At 73.0% G+C, this 16,298-nt stretch carries 19 protein-coding genes; 9 read left to right on the top strand and 10 right to left on the bottom strand.

Annotation, left to right across the window (positions count from 1 at the left end; genetic code table 11):
* Window positions 1-668, bottom strand: a 668-nt coding sequence (locus tag ACTJK8_RS12515; protein WP_440761981.1) for a UDP-glucose dehydrogenase family protein, incomplete at its 3' end; no start/stop codon positions are given.
* Between the two features lie 396 nt (window positions 669-1,064).
* On the opposite strand from ACTJK8_RS12515, the gene ACTJK8_RS12510 reads away from it, so the two are divergent.
* The 4 genes from ACTJK8_RS12510 (at window position 1,065) to ACTJK8_RS12495 (ending at window position 2,706) form a co-directional block, all read left to right on the top strand.
* Window positions 1,065-1,286, top strand: a complete 222-nt coding sequence (locus ACTJK8_RS12510) for a DUF6894 family protein (RefSeq protein ID WP_012321524.1) — start codon at window positions 1,065-1,067, stop codon at window positions 1,284-1,286.
* A gap of 105 nt (window positions 1,287-1,391) precedes the next feature.
* Window positions 1,392-1,619 (top strand): hypothetical protein, encoded by a 228-nt coding sequence (locus tag ACTJK8_RS12505; protein ID WP_106427934.1) that lies wholly within the window; start codon window positions 1,392-1,394, stop codon window positions 1,617-1,619.
* 300 nt (window positions 1,620-1,919) lie between these two features.
* The gene (locus tag ACTJK8_RS12500) at window positions 1,920-2,225 is read left to right on the top strand and encodes a hypothetical protein (RefSeq protein WP_012321522.1); all 306 of its coding nucleotides are present in this window, start codon (window positions 1,920-1,922) and stop codon (window positions 2,223-2,225) included.
* 175 nt (window positions 2,226-2,400) lie between these two features.
* Window positions 2,401-2,706: a hypothetical protein gene (locus tag ACTJK8_RS12495; protein ID WP_024828703.1), complete on the top strand. Its 306-nt coding sequence runs from the start codon at window positions 2,401-2,403 to the stop codon at window positions 2,704-2,706.
* 71 nt (window positions 2,707-2,777) lie between these two features.
* On the opposite strand, the gene ACTJK8_RS12490 is transcribed toward ACTJK8_RS12495, so the two are convergent.
* Window positions 2,778-3,803 (bottom strand): glycosyltransferase, encoded by a 1,026-nt coding sequence (locus ACTJK8_RS12490; RefSeq protein ID WP_012321520.1) that lies wholly within the window; start codon window positions 3,801-3,803, stop codon window positions 2,778-2,780.
* A 205-nt stretch (window positions 3,804-4,008) separates the two neighbouring features.
* Between ACTJK8_RS12490 and ACTJK8_RS12485 the strand changes: the two genes are divergently transcribed.
* Window positions 4,009-4,842: a glycoside hydrolase family 16 protein gene (locus ACTJK8_RS12485; RefSeq protein ID WP_012321519.1), complete on the top strand. Its 834-nt coding sequence runs from the start codon at window positions 4,009-4,011 to the stop codon at window positions 4,840-4,842.
* 327 nt (window positions 4,843-5,169) lie between these two features.
* Here the strand turns inward: ACTJK8_RS12485 and ACTJK8_RS12480 are convergent, their stop codons facing one another.
* Complete coding sequence (locus ACTJK8_RS12480) at window positions 5,170-5,400, bottom strand: hypothetical protein (protein ID WP_012321517.1); 231 nt, start codon at window positions 5,398-5,400, stop codon at window positions 5,170-5,172.
* Between the two features lie 45 nt (window positions 5,401-5,445).
* Window positions 5,446-6,183, bottom strand: a complete 738-nt coding sequence (locus ACTJK8_RS12475; protein ID WP_076729977.1) for a sugar transferase — start codon at window positions 6,181-6,183, stop codon at window positions 5,446-5,448.
* Between the two features lie 211 nt (window positions 6,184-6,394).
* On the opposite strand from ACTJK8_RS12475, the gene ACTJK8_RS12470 reads away from it, so the two are divergent.
* A complete protein-coding gene (locus ACTJK8_RS12470; RefSeq protein ID WP_012321515.1) occupies window positions 6,395-6,547 on the top strand; it encodes a hypothetical protein in 153 nt (50 codons plus the stop codon).
* A gap of 168 nt (window positions 6,548-6,715) precedes the next feature.
* Window positions 6,716-7,792 (top strand): acyltransferase family protein, encoded by a 1,077-nt coding sequence (locus ACTJK8_RS12465; RefSeq protein WP_029360035.1) that lies wholly within the window; start codon window positions 6,716-6,718, stop codon window positions 7,790-7,792.
* 34 nt (window positions 7,793-7,826) lie between these two features.
* Here the strand turns inward: ACTJK8_RS12465 and ACTJK8_RS12460 are convergent, their stop codons facing one another.
* Window positions 7,827-8,048, bottom strand: coding sequence for a DUF6894 family protein (locus ACTJK8_RS12460; RefSeq protein ID WP_012321513.1), 222 nt, complete (start codon window positions 8,046-8,048; stop codon window positions 7,827-7,829).
* A 540-nt stretch (window positions 8,049-8,588) separates the two neighbouring features.
* On the opposite strand from ACTJK8_RS12460, the gene ACTJK8_RS12455 reads away from it, so the two are divergent.
* Both ACTJK8_RS12455 and ACTJK8_RS12450 read left to right on the top strand, forming a co-directional pair.
* Complete coding sequence (locus ACTJK8_RS12455) at window positions 8,589-9,623, top strand: glycosyltransferase family 2 protein (protein ID WP_043074652.1); 1,035 nt, start codon at window positions 8,589-8,591, stop codon at window positions 9,621-9,623.
* 4 nt (window positions 9,624-9,627) lie between these two features.
* Window positions 9,628-10,560, top strand: coding sequence for a glycosyltransferase family 2 protein (locus ACTJK8_RS12450; protein ID WP_012321511.1), 933 nt, complete (start codon window positions 9,628-9,630; stop codon window positions 10,558-10,560).
* Between the two features lie 6 nt (window positions 10,561-10,566).
* Here the strand turns inward: ACTJK8_RS12450 and ACTJK8_RS12445 are convergent, their stop codons facing one another.
* The 5 genes from ACTJK8_RS12445 to ACTJK8_RS12425 all read right to left on the bottom strand — a co-directional run bounded on the left by ACTJK8_RS12445 (window position 10,567) and on the right by ACTJK8_RS12425 (window position 15,879).
* A complete protein-coding gene (locus ACTJK8_RS12445) occupies window positions 10,567-12,702 on the bottom strand; it encodes a TonB-dependent hemoglobin/transferrin/lactoferrin family receptor (RefSeq protein ID WP_440761980.1) in 2,136 nt (711 codons plus the stop codon).
* A 181-nt stretch (window positions 12,703-12,883) separates the two neighbouring features.
* Window positions 12,884-13,708, bottom strand: a complete 825-nt coding sequence (locus ACTJK8_RS12440; RefSeq protein WP_029360038.1) for a heme ABC transporter ATP-binding protein — start codon at window positions 13,706-13,708, stop codon at window positions 12,884-12,886.
* Between the two features lie 12 nt (window positions 13,709-13,720).
* Window positions 13,721-14,767 (bottom strand): FecCD family ABC transporter permease, encoded by a 1,047-nt coding sequence (locus tag ACTJK8_RS12435; protein ID WP_024828708.1) that lies wholly within the window; start codon window positions 14,765-14,767, stop codon window positions 13,721-13,723.
* A 24-nt stretch (window positions 14,768-14,791) separates the two neighbouring features.
* On the bottom strand, window positions 14,792-15,670 hold the full coding sequence (locus tag ACTJK8_RS12430) for a heme/hemin ABC transporter substrate-binding protein (protein WP_440761979.1): 879 nt from the start codon (window positions 15,668-15,670) through the stop codon (window positions 14,792-14,794).
* Window positions 15,667-15,879, bottom strand: a complete 213-nt coding sequence (locus ACTJK8_RS12425) for a hemin uptake protein HemP (protein WP_024828710.1) — start codon at window positions 15,877-15,879, stop codon at window positions 15,667-15,669. Before ACTJK8_RS12425 ends, ACTJK8_RS12430 begins: the two co-directional genes overlap by 4 nt.
* Window positions 15,880-16,298: the final 419 nt, after the last annotated feature.

The raw sequence follows: 16,298 nt of genomic DNA, 5'->3' as shown, positions 1-16,298 counted from the left end.
TCGTTGATGAACGTGATCTTCGCCGCCAGGAACGCGTTCGCCGCGTACTTGGTCAGCTCGGCGGTCCGGCGGCTCATCGCCACGATCGGGGCGGCGTTGAGGTAGAGCGGGCGGTAGATCTGCTCCATGACCGCCACGGCCCGCGGCTCATCGGTGCCGACGACGATGCGGTCGGGGCGCTTGAAGTCGGCGATGGCCGCGCCCTCGCGCAGGAACTCGGGGTTCGACGCGACCGCGAACTGCGCCCCGGGGTTGGTCTCGCGGATGATGCGCTCGACCTCGTCGCCGGTGCCCACCGGCACGGTCGACTTGGTCACCACCACGGTGAAGCCGCGCAGCGCGCGCGCGATGCTCCGGGCAGCCGCGTAGACGAAGCTCAGGTCGGCGAAACCGTCGCCGCGGCGGGAGGGCGTGCCCACCGCGATGAACACCGCGTCCGCCTGCCCGACCGCCGCCTCCAGGTCGGTGATGAAGGACAGGCGATCCTGACGGACGTTCTCGGCGACGAGGGCCTCGAGGCCCGGCTCGTAGATCGGCATCCGGCCGGCATTCAGCGCGTCGATCCGGCCGCGATTGCTGTCGACGCACACGACCCTGTGGCCGAAATCCGCAAAGCACGCGCCGGAGACCAGACCGACGTAGCCCGACCCGACCATCGTGATGTTCATGGAGTCCTCGCCGCGAGCGCACCGACGCTCGGGTCTACGGCGGCCCGACGGGGCGACCAACATCATATCTTAGGCGTACGCGACTCTGCCGATCCGGCGTAGCGCCGGCGATTCGACGATACCGGCCCGAACCCGCCGCGGCCCGGCCCGCACGCGCGACCGGTCCGCGGCGGACTTCGCCATCCGGCCATGGCGGCGGCCGGGCGGCTACGCCATTCGGCTGACACGGCGCCGCCGGCCGACGATCGCGCGAACATTTCCCCGGCGCATCACCCGAATTGTCAGAGACAGGCTGCTTTTTCCCGAGCACTTTGTCGGGGAGCGCGACCGGCTAAGATGCTAACACCGATCTATAGAACTGAACTCCCCGAAGAGTTCCGGCGGAGGAGAACCCTGTTGGCGGCGCGTTTCTACTTCGAGATCGCAAATGCCGAGGAGACGATCCACGACCTTGTGGGGGTTGAGGCTGCCGGCCTTGAAGAAGCCCTGTTCGAGGCGCGCAGCGTGATCGCCGAGATGGCCGACGAGATTACGGGAAGCGGCCAGGAGCCGCCCTGGACCCTCCTCGTGCGCAACGAGGAGGGCTGGCTGGTCGGTCGGCTGCCCATCCGGAAGTGAGGGCCCGGCCGGAGCGGCCGGTGCCGCGGAGCGGGCCTTAAGATATCGTTAACGGATCGTCCGGAGGATCGGGCCTGCCCTCGAACCGTGGCAGCCATGGCCGGAATGCCCCTCTCTCAGAACGCCCCGAACGCCGCCCATCAGGCGGACGCGATGGCCGCCCAGATGGCGCTCGCCGCCCACACGCTGCGGATGCGCGGCGATGTCGGGACGGCCGAGTCGCTCCTCGCGATGGCGCGGCACAACCGGATCCTCGGGCTCAAGCTGCGGATCGAGCAGGATCTGGCGCCGCGCCGGGACAGCGCCGGGCGTCGGGCCACCGCCGGCCGCTAGGGCCGGACCGGACGACACCGGACGGACCGCGCCTCGGAGCGGCGCGAACGGGGTGGGCGTGCCGGCGATCCGCCGCCCCTGCCGCGGCGCGGCCCCGCTGGCGGGAGCGTGCCGATCCCGGCCCGCAACGTCCCCGCGCCGTCTCGGCTTCCTGAAGCCGACGCCCCTCGCCGCCGCGAGCCTGCCGCTGGCCGCGGGGACCCGATGCAGAATCCACACCGCCGTTCTTCGGCGCGGTTGGCGCCGAATAAAGTCCATGTTAGTGTAGAAAACTAACATCCGACAGGAAATTCAGTCGTCGTGTCGACCCCGGACGCCGGACATTCTGAGGTCAGCACGACCCTGGCGCTGGACATGGTGGGGCGCGCCTACCTGGCCCTGGCGCTGCTCTACGAGACGGCCCATCCGGGTGAGTTCGGCGACGTCCAGCAGAAGATCCGCTCGTTCGTCGAGGACAATTTCCGCATCATCCAGGAAACAAGCCGCAACGAGAGCTTGACAACCGGGACCGTTGACGGCGCCATTCACCTTGTGAACAGCGTCCTGGTCGAGGTCGAGAACAAGATCGCCACAATGATCCGGCCGACGCGGCACATGCGGGGCTAGACGAAACCTTGAACTGACGCCCTCTGATCATCGACTGTTGCAGTCGAGCCATGCCGCTCGGATAAACGGCCCCGCGCCATAGGGGATCGAAGATTGCAACGCTCCCCAACGTCGACAGTCTTAGGTCGGCATGTTACCCGGCGAAAGGGGCAGCGATAAATTATCAAGCACGACGATGGGCAGCGATAATTGCGATCGAGCGGCGCGCAGTGCGGATGTCGCACTCGAGGTTCTCGTCCGAGCCTATCACGCCCTCGCGGTCGTCTACGAGTTGTCCAGCCCCGGCGCCTACGCGGCGCTCCACGGCAAGATGATGCCCTACCTGCTGGACAGCTTCCGTCACGGGACTGCGCCGGGCGCCGTCGACCCGGACCCGGACGCGACGTTCACCACGGCCCTGGAGCGGGTCCGCAGCGCGCTGGACGACGTCCGGTCCGACGTGGCGGCCGTGCGGGCGCGCAAGGAAGACCGCGACCGCTGACGGACCGGGCCGGTCCGAGGCACCGACCCGGCTCGAGGCGCCGGCTCGAGGCGCCGGCTCGAGGCGCCGGCTCAGCGCGCCGGCTCGAGGCGGCGCTCCGGCCCGAGGAGCAGGCGCGGGCCGGTCTCCCGATCGGGCGCGGGCGCCGGCACGAGGCGCCCGAGCTTGGCCGCCAGGGTCACCGACAGGATGTGGCGCCACGCCAGGGGCGTGCCGAGCAGTTCCCGCAGGGCTGCCGCGTACCCCTGGGCGCGCCGCCGGTCGAGGACGCGCCGGTGCTGCCAGCGCTTCGCCGTCGCGGCGCGGTGGGCCCTGAGAGCCGCCCGGGCCTCCGGGCCGAGACCCGGCCGGGCCAGCACGGCGTCGTCGAAGGCCAGCATCGCCCCGAGGTCGTCGGTCCGGTGCTGCGCGCTCAGCGAGTTCGACCGCTCGACCGCCACGTAGCCGCAGGGCGCCGTCACGGCGAACACCGCCCCGGCCGCCAGCGCCTCGACGTAGAGGGCGTAATCCTCCCCGAGCCGCAGCCGCGGATCGTAGCGCAGCCCCTGCCGGTCCAGGAAACCCCGCCGCATGATCGGCTTCAGGAAGCCGAGTTCGCGCCGGCTCGCGCCGGGGCGGGCGATGTTGCCGGTCACGAAGGTCGCGAGGGTGAGCCGCTGCGGCCGTCCCGGTCCGGTGACGAGGCCGGCGGCGGAGGCGGCCTCGCGGCCGCGGACCATGACGATGTCGTCGGCGATCAGATCCCAGGTCCGGGGCGCGGACAGGAGCCGGCCGAGCCGGCCGTCGAGGAAGTAGTCGTCGGCGTCGAGAATGCAGAGCAGCGGGGCCCGGGCCGCCGCGATGGCGCGGTTCCGGGCCTCGGCGGGCCCGACATTCTCGGCGAGCCGGATCACCTGCAGGCGGCCCGACCCGTCGTCGGCCGCCGCGGCGGCCGCGCCGGTCGCGTCCGCGGAGGCGTCGTCCACGACGATGACCTCGGCGACCTCCGGCTGCCGGAGCGCCGAGGCGACGGCGGTCCCGATCGTGTCCGCGGCGTCCCGCGCGGCGACGATGACGCAGACCTCCGGGACGGGGGACGAGGCCTCTAAGCTGCGCACCGGACGACTCCGCGACTCTCCGGCCGGTCCGCGCCGCGGCCGGTCCGTCGGCACGGTAGGGCGACCCCGGCGGGGCGCGCGAGATCGTCCGAAAGGAGGGGGCCGGCCCGGGCCGGATCGTCCGAATGATCGCCGGCCGGCATTGCCCCCGCCGCTACGATGCGCGCCGCCGCGATCCTGCGGCGACTGGTTTGAGGACGTGCGCATGACGATCTGGTCCGCCCCGGGCCGCCGCCTCTGCGTGGCGGCGACGCTTCTCCTGCAGGCCTACCCCGCGAGCGCGGGCGAGACAGCCGCGCCGCCGGCCGCCGCTCCGGCCGCCCAGGGCGGCCCGTCCTTCGTGGAGCTCTTCAGCAGCCTGAACGACCGCCGCTGGTACGTCTCGGACGGCTGGGTCAACGGCGACTGGCAGGGCTGCACGTGGTCGAAGCACCGCGCCCGGATCGCGACGCCCGGCGCTCTCTCGCTGTCCCTGACGGACATCACCTACAAGGAGCGCCCGTTCAGCTGCGCCGAGATCCAGACCCGCGAGCGCTACGGCTACGGCACCTACGAAGTCCGGATGCGGGCAGGGGCCGGGTCCGGCATGGTCTCGGCGTTCTTCACCTATAACGGCCCCGAGAACGGCGACCGGCGGACGAACGACGAGATCGATTTCGAGTGGCTCGGCAAGGACACGAGCAAGGTCCAGCTCAACTACTTCGTCGGCGGCGTCGGCGAGCATGTCAGCCTCGACGCCCTCGGCTTCGACGCGGCGACCACCACCGCGGACTACGCCTTCGAGTGGCTGCCCGACCGCCTGCGCTGGTACGTCAACGGGCGCCTGCTGCGCGAGGTCATCGGCACGCCCGACCGGCCGATCCCGTCGCACCCGAGCAAGATCATGCTCAGCGTCTGGTCGGGACAGGGCCCGGACTTCGCCTCCTGGCTCGGACCGACGGAGTACTCGGGACAGCCGGTCACCGCGCTGTTCGAGCGGGTCGCGTTCACCCGGATGGGCGATCCGTGCGGCTTCAAGGAATCGATCGTCTGCCGCTAGCCACACCGGCGGGCGGACGCCGCACCGGAGACCGCCCCTGACATCGACCCGGACATCGCGCCGGACATCGCCCCGCACACGGCTCCGCACAGGCCCCCGCACACCGGAACCGAGACCGGGCGGGGCTAAATCTTAACGTCTCCGCGGCAGGCTGGGCCCTCGAACGCGCCCGGAGCCACGCGATGCATTGGTCGAGCCTCGTCATCGCCGCGTACGCCGCCGGCTTCGTGGAGTTCTGGCGCCTCTGCCTTCAGGCGCCGGCCGCCGAGGAGGATCCGGCCTGACGTGCCCGCGTCGCCGCGCCGGGCCGCGCTGGGCCGGGGCGGTTCAGCGCTCGTTGGCGATCGGCCGCAGCAGGGCGCCGAGCAGGAAGGCCAGCTGTCCGCAGATCAGCAGCGCCGTGCCGCGCCGCAGGCACGCGCCGGCGCTCAGGTTGTAGACGACGAGGCCGTAGCCGACCTCGGCCGCCACGATCGGGACGAAGACCAGCAGACGCCAGACCGAGCCGAAGCGGCCCAGCATCACGCCCAGCAGGGCGTTGAGCATCATGCCCTTCATCGGTGCGCTCCGCGGCGGGCGCGGCGTGGCCGCCCGGTCATGGCGCTAGCGGCTGCCGCGCTGGCACAACACGGCCGGGACCGTCTTGAACAGGATGGCGAGGTCGCGGGTGAGGCTCCACTGACTGGCATAGGCGCAATCCAGGGCGACGCGCTCGGCGTAGCCGGTATCGCTGCGTCCGGAGACCTGCCACAGGCCGGTCAGCCCCGGCGGGACGGAGAAGCAGGCGGTGAAGTCGGCGCCGTAGCGGACGACCTCGGCCTGGACGATCGGCCGCGGTCCCACGAGGCTCATCTCGCCGCGCAGCACGTTCCAGAGCTGCGGCAGCTCGTCGAGGGAGGTCTTGCGCAGGACGTGGCCGAGCGCCGTCACGCGGGGATCGTGGGTGAGCTTGAAGGACGCCTCCCACTCGGCCCGGGCCTCGGGATTCTCGGCGAAATGCCGCGCCAGCACCGCGTCGCCGTCCGCGACCATGGACCGGAACTTCAGGCATCCGAAGGGGCGCCCGTACCGGCCGAGGCGCTTGTGGCGGAAGATCGGCGACCGGCCGTCGCTGCCCCAGATCAGCAGCGCGATGAACAGCAGCAGGGGCAGCAGCAGGAACAGCGCCGTCAGCGCGATGCTCGCGTCGAGGACGCGCTTCATCGCCCAGCTCACCCGGAGGCCGGGGCCGGCCTGCCGCGGGGCCGGCAATGTCTTGACCAACGCGTCGTTCAGCGTCTCGACCATTTCCTGCGGCGTCGACGACTCGATCGGCGTCGGGGTCCCAGCCGGGCGCAACATGTCGGCTCCTTGACTCGGGGCGAGACGGGGTCGGAACTTGCGGAGCGACGGGCGCAGCCGGCCGGTCCGGCCAGCGTCGCCGCAGCCGGCTTCGGCGGCTCTCGGCCGGTCCGAAGGGGCGTCGATCGCAGGCAAAACCCTTGCGACAACACTGGGCCCACGACAGGTTCGGCAACAAGACGGCCGCCGATCCATCAATGGAGGTAAGGCGTTGCTGGTCGTGCTGGTCTTCGCTGCGCTGATTGGAGGAGCGATCGGCTTCGCGGTTGTTCTACCGAAGGGTTTCCTGCTCGCGGTGCTCTCCGCCCAGGCTGGGGCGGCCGTCGCCGTCGGCCTCGTCGTCCTGCTCACCCGGCGCCGCTGACGGCCCTGCGGGGCGGCGGACCGCTTTCGGGGAGGTCCGGTCCGCCGATCGAGGTAGGGGCTCCCGCGCGGGGCCCGGTCTAAGGCGGGGTGTCCGGCCCTCCCGGCCGGACCCGACCGCGCGGGCGCGTTCTGCCCCGGCACGGTCGATCACCGGACGGGACGCGCCGTGGCCCCTTCAGAGCGCCGCATCAACGGGTTCGACGGCCTGCGGGCCCTGGCGTTCCTGATGGTCTTCGTCAGCCACAAGGCGCCGAGCCCGAGGACCGAGGCCCTCGGCACGACCGGCGTGTGGCTGTTCTTCGTCCTGAGCGGCTTCCTGATCGTCCGGATCCTCGCCGCCGCCCGCACGGCCGTGGAGGCGGGCGCGTCGACGCCGCTCGGCAGCCTCGGGCTGTTCTACCGGAACCGCCTGGCCCGGATCGTGCCGGTCTACTACGTCTTCCTGTTCGTGCTCTACACGGTCCGGCCCGGCGATCCGGCCAGTCTCGGCGACGAGGCGTTCAAGCTCGCGACGTGGTTCTACGTCACGAACATCTACATCGAGCAGAACGGCTGGGGGACCGAGCTCGGCCATCTCTGGAGTCTCGCCGTCGAGCAGCAATTCTACCTTCTGTTCGCGCCGGCGGCCCTGTTCCTGCCGCGGCGCCATCTCGGCGCGCTGTGCTGGCTCCTGGTCGGGATCAGCGTCCTGATGCACGGCGCCCTGTTGTGGGCGGGCGCCGCGCCGCGGTGCTTCGACGTCGACACCCTCGCCAATCTCGGGCTGATCGCGCTGGGCGGTCTCGCCGGCCTGCGCACCCGGCCGCTCCCGGCCTGGCTCGCCCGCGACGCCGCCCTGGCCGGCGTGCTGATCCTGTTCGTGACCCTGCCGCTCCTGATCGCGCCGACCGGCTGGTGGCTGATTCTCGGCCGCCTCAGCGGCGTCCTGGCGGCGCTGCTGCTGCTGCAGGTGGTCCAGCTGCGGGACGGCCGCGCGGTCGCCCTCCTGGAAATCCCGTGGCTGCGCCGGATCGGCGTGATCAGCTACGCCGCCTACCTGTTCCACGTGCCGCTCCACGCGGAGCGGGTGCTGGCCCTCGTCGGCATCGACGTCGCCGGACCGCGCTCGGTCTCCATGGCGCTCGACCTGCTGCTGACGCTGCTGCTGGCGGACCTGTCGTGGCGGCTCCTGGAGCGGCCGGCCCGTCGCCTGCTGCGGGCCCCGCGCCGGCGTGTCGGCGCCTCCGCGCTGGTCAGTCCGTAATCCCGTCGCGCAGCGACCGGGACCGCCCTCCGGCTCAGCCCTTGATCGGCAGACGGCCGACCTCCGCTCCGGTGGCGTCGCGCACGACGAGCGTCCACGCGCCGCCCGGTCCCGCGGCCTCCAGTTCACCCGCCATTTCGTCGATCACGCTGCGGGCCTCCGCCAGCGCCTCGGACAAGTCCTCGGCTTCCACGCCCTGGGCGTCGCGGATCGTCTCCTCGCCGTTCTCGATGTCGAAATAGAAGCGACTGGGCACTCATCTCCTCCCTGAATGCTGCCCTCGGGAGGGCCCTCGGATACTACCTACGTAGTTCGCCCACGTCCGACAATGCTCAGTAGGAGACATAAACCTTAACAAACACCAAAACTGTTTTCGTTGGTTGCGTTGCAATAATGTCGAGATTCCAGCCAAATAATCCATTATAGGTATCGCCGATCACCCTTCCGGCCGCTTCGGCGATGGCGGCGCGCGGTGACGGGCCTCAGGGGCGTTCGGCATGGCAGCCTCCGGCGATTCGAGCCTCGAAAAAGATTCTCCCGCCACGGCGGCGAGAAAACAAAGATTGCGCGCCCACGTCCGGGCGATTCTGGCGAAGGGCCTCACCGTCCGGAATTCCCGCGCCGCCGGCGACACGGCCTCCGACGAACGCTGACCGCGGCCGGCCGCCGGGGCCATCCCCCGCAATGGGAGGGGATGGCCGCCGCCCTACGCCCTTTGAGCGTCGTGCACCCGGATCGCTTCCGGCCAAAGTCGGGGGCGGTCTCGGAGGCCGCGCCCGGCGGCCCAGGAAGCGCGATGGCGGATCAACTCTTGTCCGATGCTCGGGGCACGTTCGTGGACGTCTCGTTCATCATGGCCGCGCACGATGCGGCGCCGTGGATCGCGACGGCCGTCCGCTCCGCCCTGGCCCAGACCGGCGTCGCCGTCGAGGTCGTGGCGGTCGATGACGGCTCGCGGGACGGGACCGCCTCCGTGCTGGCGCGCCTGGCGGAGGCCGACCCGCGGGTCCGCGTAATTCCCCTCGCCGAGGCCGGGCCGGGCGCCCCCCGGGGCCCGTCGAGCGCCCGGAACGCGGCCCTGAACGCCGCCCGGGGCCGCTGGATCGCGATCCTCGACGCCGACGACCTGATCCTGCCCGACCGCACCCGGACCCTGCTCGATCTCGCGCTCGCGGCGGATGCCGACATCGTCGCCGACAACCCGATCCCGTTCACCGACATGTTCGACCCGCAGGGGCCGGGCATGCTGGATGGCGGCCGGGAGCCGTACCTGTTCGAGATCGATCTCGCCAAGTACATCACCAGCAACCACATGCTCAGCCGGGTCACCAAGCTGGGCTACCTCAAGCCCATGATGCGCGCCGAGATCCTGCGCCGGCACGGCATCCGGTACGACGAGGGCGTCCGGATCGGCGAGGATTTCCTGCTGTGCCTGGAAGCCCTCGCGGCCGGGGCGCGGTTCGTGGTCACCACCTATGCCGGTTACGGCTATCGGCGCGGACCGACCTCCCTGTCGCACCGGCTGCGCCAGGGCGACATCGCGCGCCTCGACGCGGCCTTCGCGGCCCGGACCGAGCGTGGCCGCCTCGCGGAGGCCCGGTCGCGGTCCGCCGAGGTCCGCCACGGCAGCCGCGCCTACCGAGACGGCCTCGCGCTGACGCGGCTGATCGCCCAGGTCATCGAGGCGGCCCAGGCCGGGCGGTGGCTCGCGGGCACCGTGCTGGCGCTTCGGCATCCGCGGATCTGGCGGTTCCTGGCCGCGACGCTGCTGGAGGCGGCGGGCAAGCGCCTGCGGCCGCGGCCGCACGCCCTCCCGATCGGACAGAGGTAAGACGATGCGCCTGTGCATCTGCATCTGCACCTGCGAGCGGCCCGTCGGGCTGGCGCGCCTGCTCAAGGCCCTGGACCAGCAGCGGCTCGGCAGCCTCGCCGAGACCGCCCTGCGCATCCTGATCATCGACAACGGGCGCGGCCGCGCCGCCGTCCCGGTGGTTGAGGCCTACCGGGCGACCGGCCGCTTTCCGGTCACCTACGTCCGGGAGGAGACCCGCGGCCTCGCCGCGGTCCGCAACCGGAGCCTCGCGGAGGCCTCCGCGGCCGGCGCGGACTGGGTCGCGCTGATCGACGACGACGAGTTCCCCGACCGCGACTGGCTCCGCAACCTGCTCGAGACCGCCCTCGCCGCGGGCGTCGCGGCCTGCGTCGGGCCGGTCGTGCCGTTCTTCGACCGGGTTCCGCCCGCCTGGGCGGCCGCCGGGGGCTTCTTCGCCAAGCGCCTGCCGGTCCGCGACGGCTTCGTGGAGGACGGCTACACCGCCAACGCACTCCTGGACCTGCGGGTGATCCGGGCGCTGGGCCTGTCCTTCGACATGCGCTTCAACACCATGGGCGGCGAGGACACGTTCTTCTTCCGGACGCTGATGCTCGCCGGGCACCGGATCGCCTGGGCCGAGAGGGCCCTGGTCTACGACAGCATCCCGACGCACCGGATGCGGGTGCGCTGGCTGCTGGCCCGCTGGTACCGCAGCGGCAGCGTCGAGGCCTATCTCGGCCGGCTCCGCCCGGAGACGGTGAGCGGCCGGCTCGCCAACGCGGGCCGCGGCTTCGCGCGCCTCGCCGGCGGCCTGCTGCGGCTCGGGGTCGCCGGCCTGTCCCTCAGGCCGGCGACCCTGATCGGCGGCGGCTACACGCTGTGCCGGGGAGCCGGCCTGCTCGCGGCCGTGATCGGCCTGAGCTACCGGGAGTACCACCCGTCGCGCTACCGCTAGCCGCGCCTACCGGGTCGCGAACGCGATGCTGAGCGACGCCTTGGCGACGAGGCCCGGGCTCGCCAGCGCGTCGTTGTACGCGCGGTAGCGCCGGTCGAGGACGTTCTGGACGGCGACGTCCGCGGTGATCCGGTCGGTGACCGCGCAGGTGGCGAAGAGGTCCACCAGCCCGTAGGCCTTGGTGGCCCGGCTCCGGGCGGCGGCGGGCAGGTCGGTGCGGGCCTCCACCAGGGTCAGGCGCGTGCCCACGACGAGCCGGTCGGCGAGGAAGCGCAGGCCCAGCGTCGTGCCGATCCGGTCCGGCGGCACCGTGAGCAGGCTCTCGCGGGTGGCGCGGTCGCGGCCGTCGACGTGGGTGGCGGCGAGCGACACGAAGCCCCGGCCCCAGTCGTAGGTCCCCTCCAGCTCCGCGCCCGACAGGTCGGCCCGGGCGACGTTCCGGTACTGGTAGGACCGGGCCGGGATCACGCAGGGGAAGCGCCCGGGCCGGGCGGCGCAGATCGAGGCCGGGACGCCGGGAATCGCCGGGACGTAGTAGGCCGGCCCGACCGCCTGCATGTCGATGAAGCCGTCGACCGCCGTGTCGAACAGCGCGAGCTTGGCCCGCAGCGCGTCCTCCGGCCCCACCACCCCGTCGGCGCGCAGGTTGGCGCCGCCCTCGACGGTGCGGGCCACCTCCGGCCGCAGGGCCGGATTCGGCAGGATCGCGAAGGCCGGGAACGGGTGGATGCCCTCCATCAGCGTCTCGGTGATCGTGGGCGCGCGGTAGCCCTCGGCATAGGTCCCGTAGAGTTCGAGGCCGCCGACCGGCGCGACGCCGACCGTGATCTTCGGCGAGACCCGCGCGCCGCGCGCGCGATAGGCCCCGCCGTCGAGCCGGTAGCCGTCGTGCCGGAGCGCGCCGACGATGCGCAGCCACGGCGCGGCGCGGATCTCGTCCTGGAGGAAGGCGCCGGCCAGCTCCCGCCGTCCCGACGGCGTGAAGGCCGCGCCGAAGCCGCCGGCCTGGTCGGTGGTCCGGACGCGATTCGCCACGCCGTCGCCGCCGAGCGTGAGCGCGTGCGCGACCGGGCCGGTCTCGAACCGGGCGGTGTTGTGGGCGTCGAAGCCCGCGGTGGCGAGGTCGTAGGTCAGGCGGTCGCCGGCCCGGGTGCCGAGCCGGCCGTAGAGACCGCGCGGCGAGTCCTGCAGGAAGGTCAGCGCGTCGCGGGTCGTGGTCGCGTAGCCGTCGAGGCTGAGGTCGACGAGCGGCACGTCCGGTCGGGCGAATCGGTAGCCGAAGGTGACGGTGTCGGCCTGCACGGCGTTGGCGAAGCGGGCCCCCGCGCCGGTATCGCCGCCGTTGACGAAGGCGAATCGCTGCAGGAGCGCCGTGGCGTGGAGCGCGTGCCCCTCGGCCGGCCGGAGGGTGAGCTTGGCGAGGCCCGCGTTCAGCTCGCTGCCGGTGTCGGGCACCGGCAGGCCGGCACCGTCGCGATAGGGCGCGGTGTCGCGGAAGACGAACTGCCCGAACACGTCCGCGGCGGTGCCGATGCGGGCGCCGAGCGCCGAGCTGTTCACGAAGCGCTGGCCGTTCGTGCCGAAGCCCTGCTTCTGCACGAAGCCGGTACTCTCGTCGGGAGCCAGGATGTCGTCGATCGACCGGGTGCGGAACGCCGCGACGCCCCCGATGGCGCCGGAGCCGTAGACCGTCGCCGTCGGCCCGCGGGTGACGTCGACGCCGCCGACGAGCTCGGGATCGAGGTAGAACACGCCGTTGGCCCCGTGGCCCGAGACCTGGAAATCCTGCCGGGCCCCGTCGACCAGGACGTTCACCCGGCCGAAATCCTGGAGGCCGCGGATGTTGATCGCCTGCGCCGGGTCGTTCCGGTTCTCCTGGGTGATCACGCCGGGCACGTCGCGCAGCACCTCGGACAGGCGCCCGGGCTGGAGACGGTCGAGCGCGGCCCGCGGGACGACGCTCGTGCCCGCCAGGGCGTCGACGGCCGGGATGGCGGTCTTGGTCGCGGTGACCGACAGGGTGTCGAGGCCGATCGCGGGCTCGGGGAGCGCGGCCTGGCCGGCCTCCTCCGCCCGAGCGCCCGGCAGGGTCGCCAGCACGACGCCGAGGGCGACGAGCGCCCGGTGAGAAGCATAAGGCATGATGACAGCCGCCCGCACACAGTCGTTCCAGAGAGCTGGCTGGCGGATGGCTGGCTTGCTGAAGATCGTCTCGCCGATCGCGACAGAGATGTGCAACCGGCATTTCCGGGATTGCTGGCCCGCGCGCCGCGCATTGCCTGCCCGCGCGGGCCGGACGCCGCCCGGGAGCCGCGAAGTCCGATCAGTCCCGCGCGCGACCGGCCGCACCCCGGTGCGGCAGCAGGAAGGGCTGGCCGCCCGCGGGCACCCGCCCGACCGGCCAGCGGACGCCGAAGACCCCGGCGATCAGGTCGTCGGTCAGGACCTCGGCCGGCCGCCCGCCGGCGACCAGCCGGCCGCCGTCGAGGACCAGCAGCCGGTCGGCGTAGGCGGCCGCGAGGTTGAGGTCGTGGAGGATCGCCACCACGGCGACGCCGGTCGCCGCCAGCCCGGCGGCGGCGTCGAGCAGCGCGCCCTGGTGCCGGAGGTCGAGGCTCGCGGTCGGCTCGTCGAGGAACAGCACCTGCCGGTCGGCGACCGTGCGGCCGGCCTCCAGCTGACAGAGCACCCGGGCGAACTGCACCCGCGCCTGCTCCCCGCCCGAGAGGGTCGGGTAGGCCCGGTCGGCGAGATGCGCCACGTCGGCCCGCGCGAGGGCCCGCGCCAGGATCGCCGCCCGGTCGCGGGCCCCGAGGCCCCGGCCGATGCCGTCCAGGCCGATCCGGGCGACCTCGGCCGCCGCGAACGGGAAGGCGAGGCGCGCCGCCTGCGGCAGCACCGCCCGCATCGCGGCGAGCCGCCAGGGCGGGATCGTCGCCACGGGCGCGCCGTCATAGGCGACGGTGCCGCTCGTGGGCCGCAGGGCGCCGCTGAGCAGGCGGACGAGGGTCGACTTGCCGGCCCCGTTCGGGCCGACGATCACCTGCAGGCTGCCGGCCTCCACCGCCAGGGAGACGTCGCGCACGAGAGCGCGCCCCGCCACCGTGACGGTCAGGTCGCGGGCCGCGAGCAGGGCCGGATCAGGCATCGTCAGGCATCGTCAGACATCGTCCACCCGCACCCGGCCGAGGAGCAGCCACAGGAAGACCGGCGCGCCGACCAGCGCGGTGACGATCCCGATCGGCAGCTCGGCGGGCGCGGCGACGAGGCGCGCCACCACGTCGGCGAGCACCAGGAAAGCGCCGCCGAGAAGCGCCGCGGCCGGCAGCAGCAGCCGGTGCCCCGGGCCGATCAGCAGCCGCAGGGCGTGCGGCACCACGAGGCCGACGAAGCCGATCACCCCCGCCGCCGCCACGCTGGCGCCGACCGCCACCGCCACCAGCACGATGCAGGCGCGCTTCAGCCGCTCCACCGGGACGCCGAGGTGGAAGGCCTCGGCCTCGCCGAGGACGAGCGCGTTCAGGCCGCGGCCCAGGAGCGGGACCGCGGCCAGCACCGGCAGGATCAGCGGCGCCGAGGCCGCGACCTTGGACCAGGTGGCGCCGCCGAGGCTGCCCAGCGACCAGAAGGCGAGATCGCGCAGTTGCCGGTCGTCGCTGACGAAGGTCAGCAGGCCGGTCAGCGCGCCGCTCAGCGCCCCCAGCGCGATCCCCGCGAGCAGCATCGTCGCCACCGCGGTGCGCCCGGACCGGGTCGCGAGGGCGTAGAGGATGAGGGTCGCGCACAGGCCGCCGAGGAAGGCCCCGGCCGGCAGCGCGGCGTAGGGCAGCGGTCCCGGGACACCCAGGCGGGCGAGGATCCGGTCGCCGAGCACGATGATGACCGCGGCGGCGAGCCCCGCCCCCGACGAGACCCCGACCAGCGCCGGGTCGGCCAGGGGATTGCGGAACAGCCCCTGCATCAGCGCTCCGGAGACCGCCAGCCCGGCCCCGACCAGCAGCCCCAGCAGGGTGCGGGGCAGGCGGATCGAGAGGATCACCAGCGCGTCCCGGGCGCGGGCCGGATCGCTCCCCTCCCCGGTCAGGGCCGCGAGGACCCGCTCCGGCGGAATGCGGATCGCCCCGAGGCTCACGGAGAGCAGGGCGGCGGCGAGCACCAGGGCCGCCAGGATGCCCAGCACCCAGGGCGCCGCGGAACGGCGGCTCACGCGCCCCGCCCGCCGCGGCGCGGCTCAGTCACGCGGCAGGTCCGGATAGAGCGCCCGCATCAGGTCGGTGGCGGCCTCGGGCGTGCGCGGCCCGAAGCCGAGGAGGTAGAGGCCGTCCATGGCCACCAGCCGGCCCTGCGCCGCCGCCGGCGTCTGGCCGAGGGCCGTGCCGGGGGCGAAGATGCTCTCGGGCCTCGGCGGCTCGGGGCCGTTCTGCATCATCACCACCGCGTCGGGGGCGGCGGCTACGATGGCCTCGTCGGTCATCGGCTTGAAGCCGTCCAGGCCCGCCGCCGCGTTGGCGATGCCCGCCAGGGTCAGGATGCCGTCCGCCGAGGAGCCGGTGCCGCCGACGACGGTCCGGCCGCCCTGGACCGACAGGACGACGAGGGCCCGGGCCGTCCGGGCGATCCGGGCGCGCCGGACCGCGAGGTCGGCGAAACGGGTGCGGACCTCGGCCTCGAGGGTCTCGGCCTCCCGCTCCAGGCCCGCGAGGCGCCCGACCGTCTCGATCTTGTCCAGCACGCCCTCGGGGCTCGGCGGCTCCGTCACCGTCTCGACGCGCAGCCCGGCCTCGCGCAGCTGCGTCAGGACCGCGGGCGGCCCGGCCCCCTCGGCGGCGATGATCAGGTCGGGCTGCTGCGCGAGCACGCCCTCGGCCGAGAGCGCCCGCAGGTAGCCGACATTCGGCTTCTCGCGCAGCGCCTCGGGCGGGTAGAGGCTGGTCGTGTCGACCGCGACGATCCGGCCGCCGGCGCCGAGGCGGTAGAGGATCTCGGTGACGGCCCCGCCCAGGGCGGCGATGCGGGTGGCCGCCTGCGCGGCGGCGGTGCGCGGAGCGAGCGCCCCGGCCGCGGCGGCGGCCAGGAGGGCGCGGCGCGACAGAAGGCCGGGTGCGCTCATTTGGTCAGGATCAGCTTGTCGCTGGCGGTCACCCGCAGGCGATAGGCGTGGTCGCCGTGGCGGATGACGATCTCGCGGCGCCCCTGCAGGAGGCGCGCGGAGCCGATCTCGCCCGCCACCTCGGACCGCGGAACCGGCTGCGCCGCGCCGGGCCCGGCGCGGGTGCCGGTCGGAACGCCGCGCTGCCCTTCTCTTTCGGCACACAACATGGACCGGTCGCTCCAGATCTGTTCTTTGTAAATTTTCAAATGAGAGAATGGTATCGACAGAAAGGCAGCGTAACGGCAATTGATCGCGGGCGCCACCCCGCCGAGAGGTGGCGGTTTTACTTGAGACATCAGCGGTGAAAAGCGGGCGATATCGCTGTTCGGCCACGGAGATCGTCGCGCGCGCGCCCGCGGCCGATTCCGAGCGGCGGACATTGGTACAGACGGCGTCCGCGGCGCAGGCGGATCGCGCGACGGCGCGGCCGGCCGCACGGCTCCTTCGAGGTGCCCGCCGCGCGGCCGCGACGCCTCTCCCGGGCCCGGGCATGGCGCGGGCCGGATCGCCGGCCCTACGCCGCTGTTGGATCGATCGATGCGCCGCCGGGCTCGCCGGTCCCGGACACGGCGCCGGATAACGGGCC

The sequence above is a fragment of the Methylobacterium sp. 22177 genome (assembly GCF_052045615.1).
GTDB lineage: Bacteria > Pseudomonadota > Alphaproteobacteria > Rhizobiales > Beijerinckiaceae > Methylobacterium > Methylobacterium radiotolerans.
The sequence above is the reverse complement of the archived record's forward strand: the minus strand, read 5'-3'. Positions and strand labels throughout refer to the sequence as shown.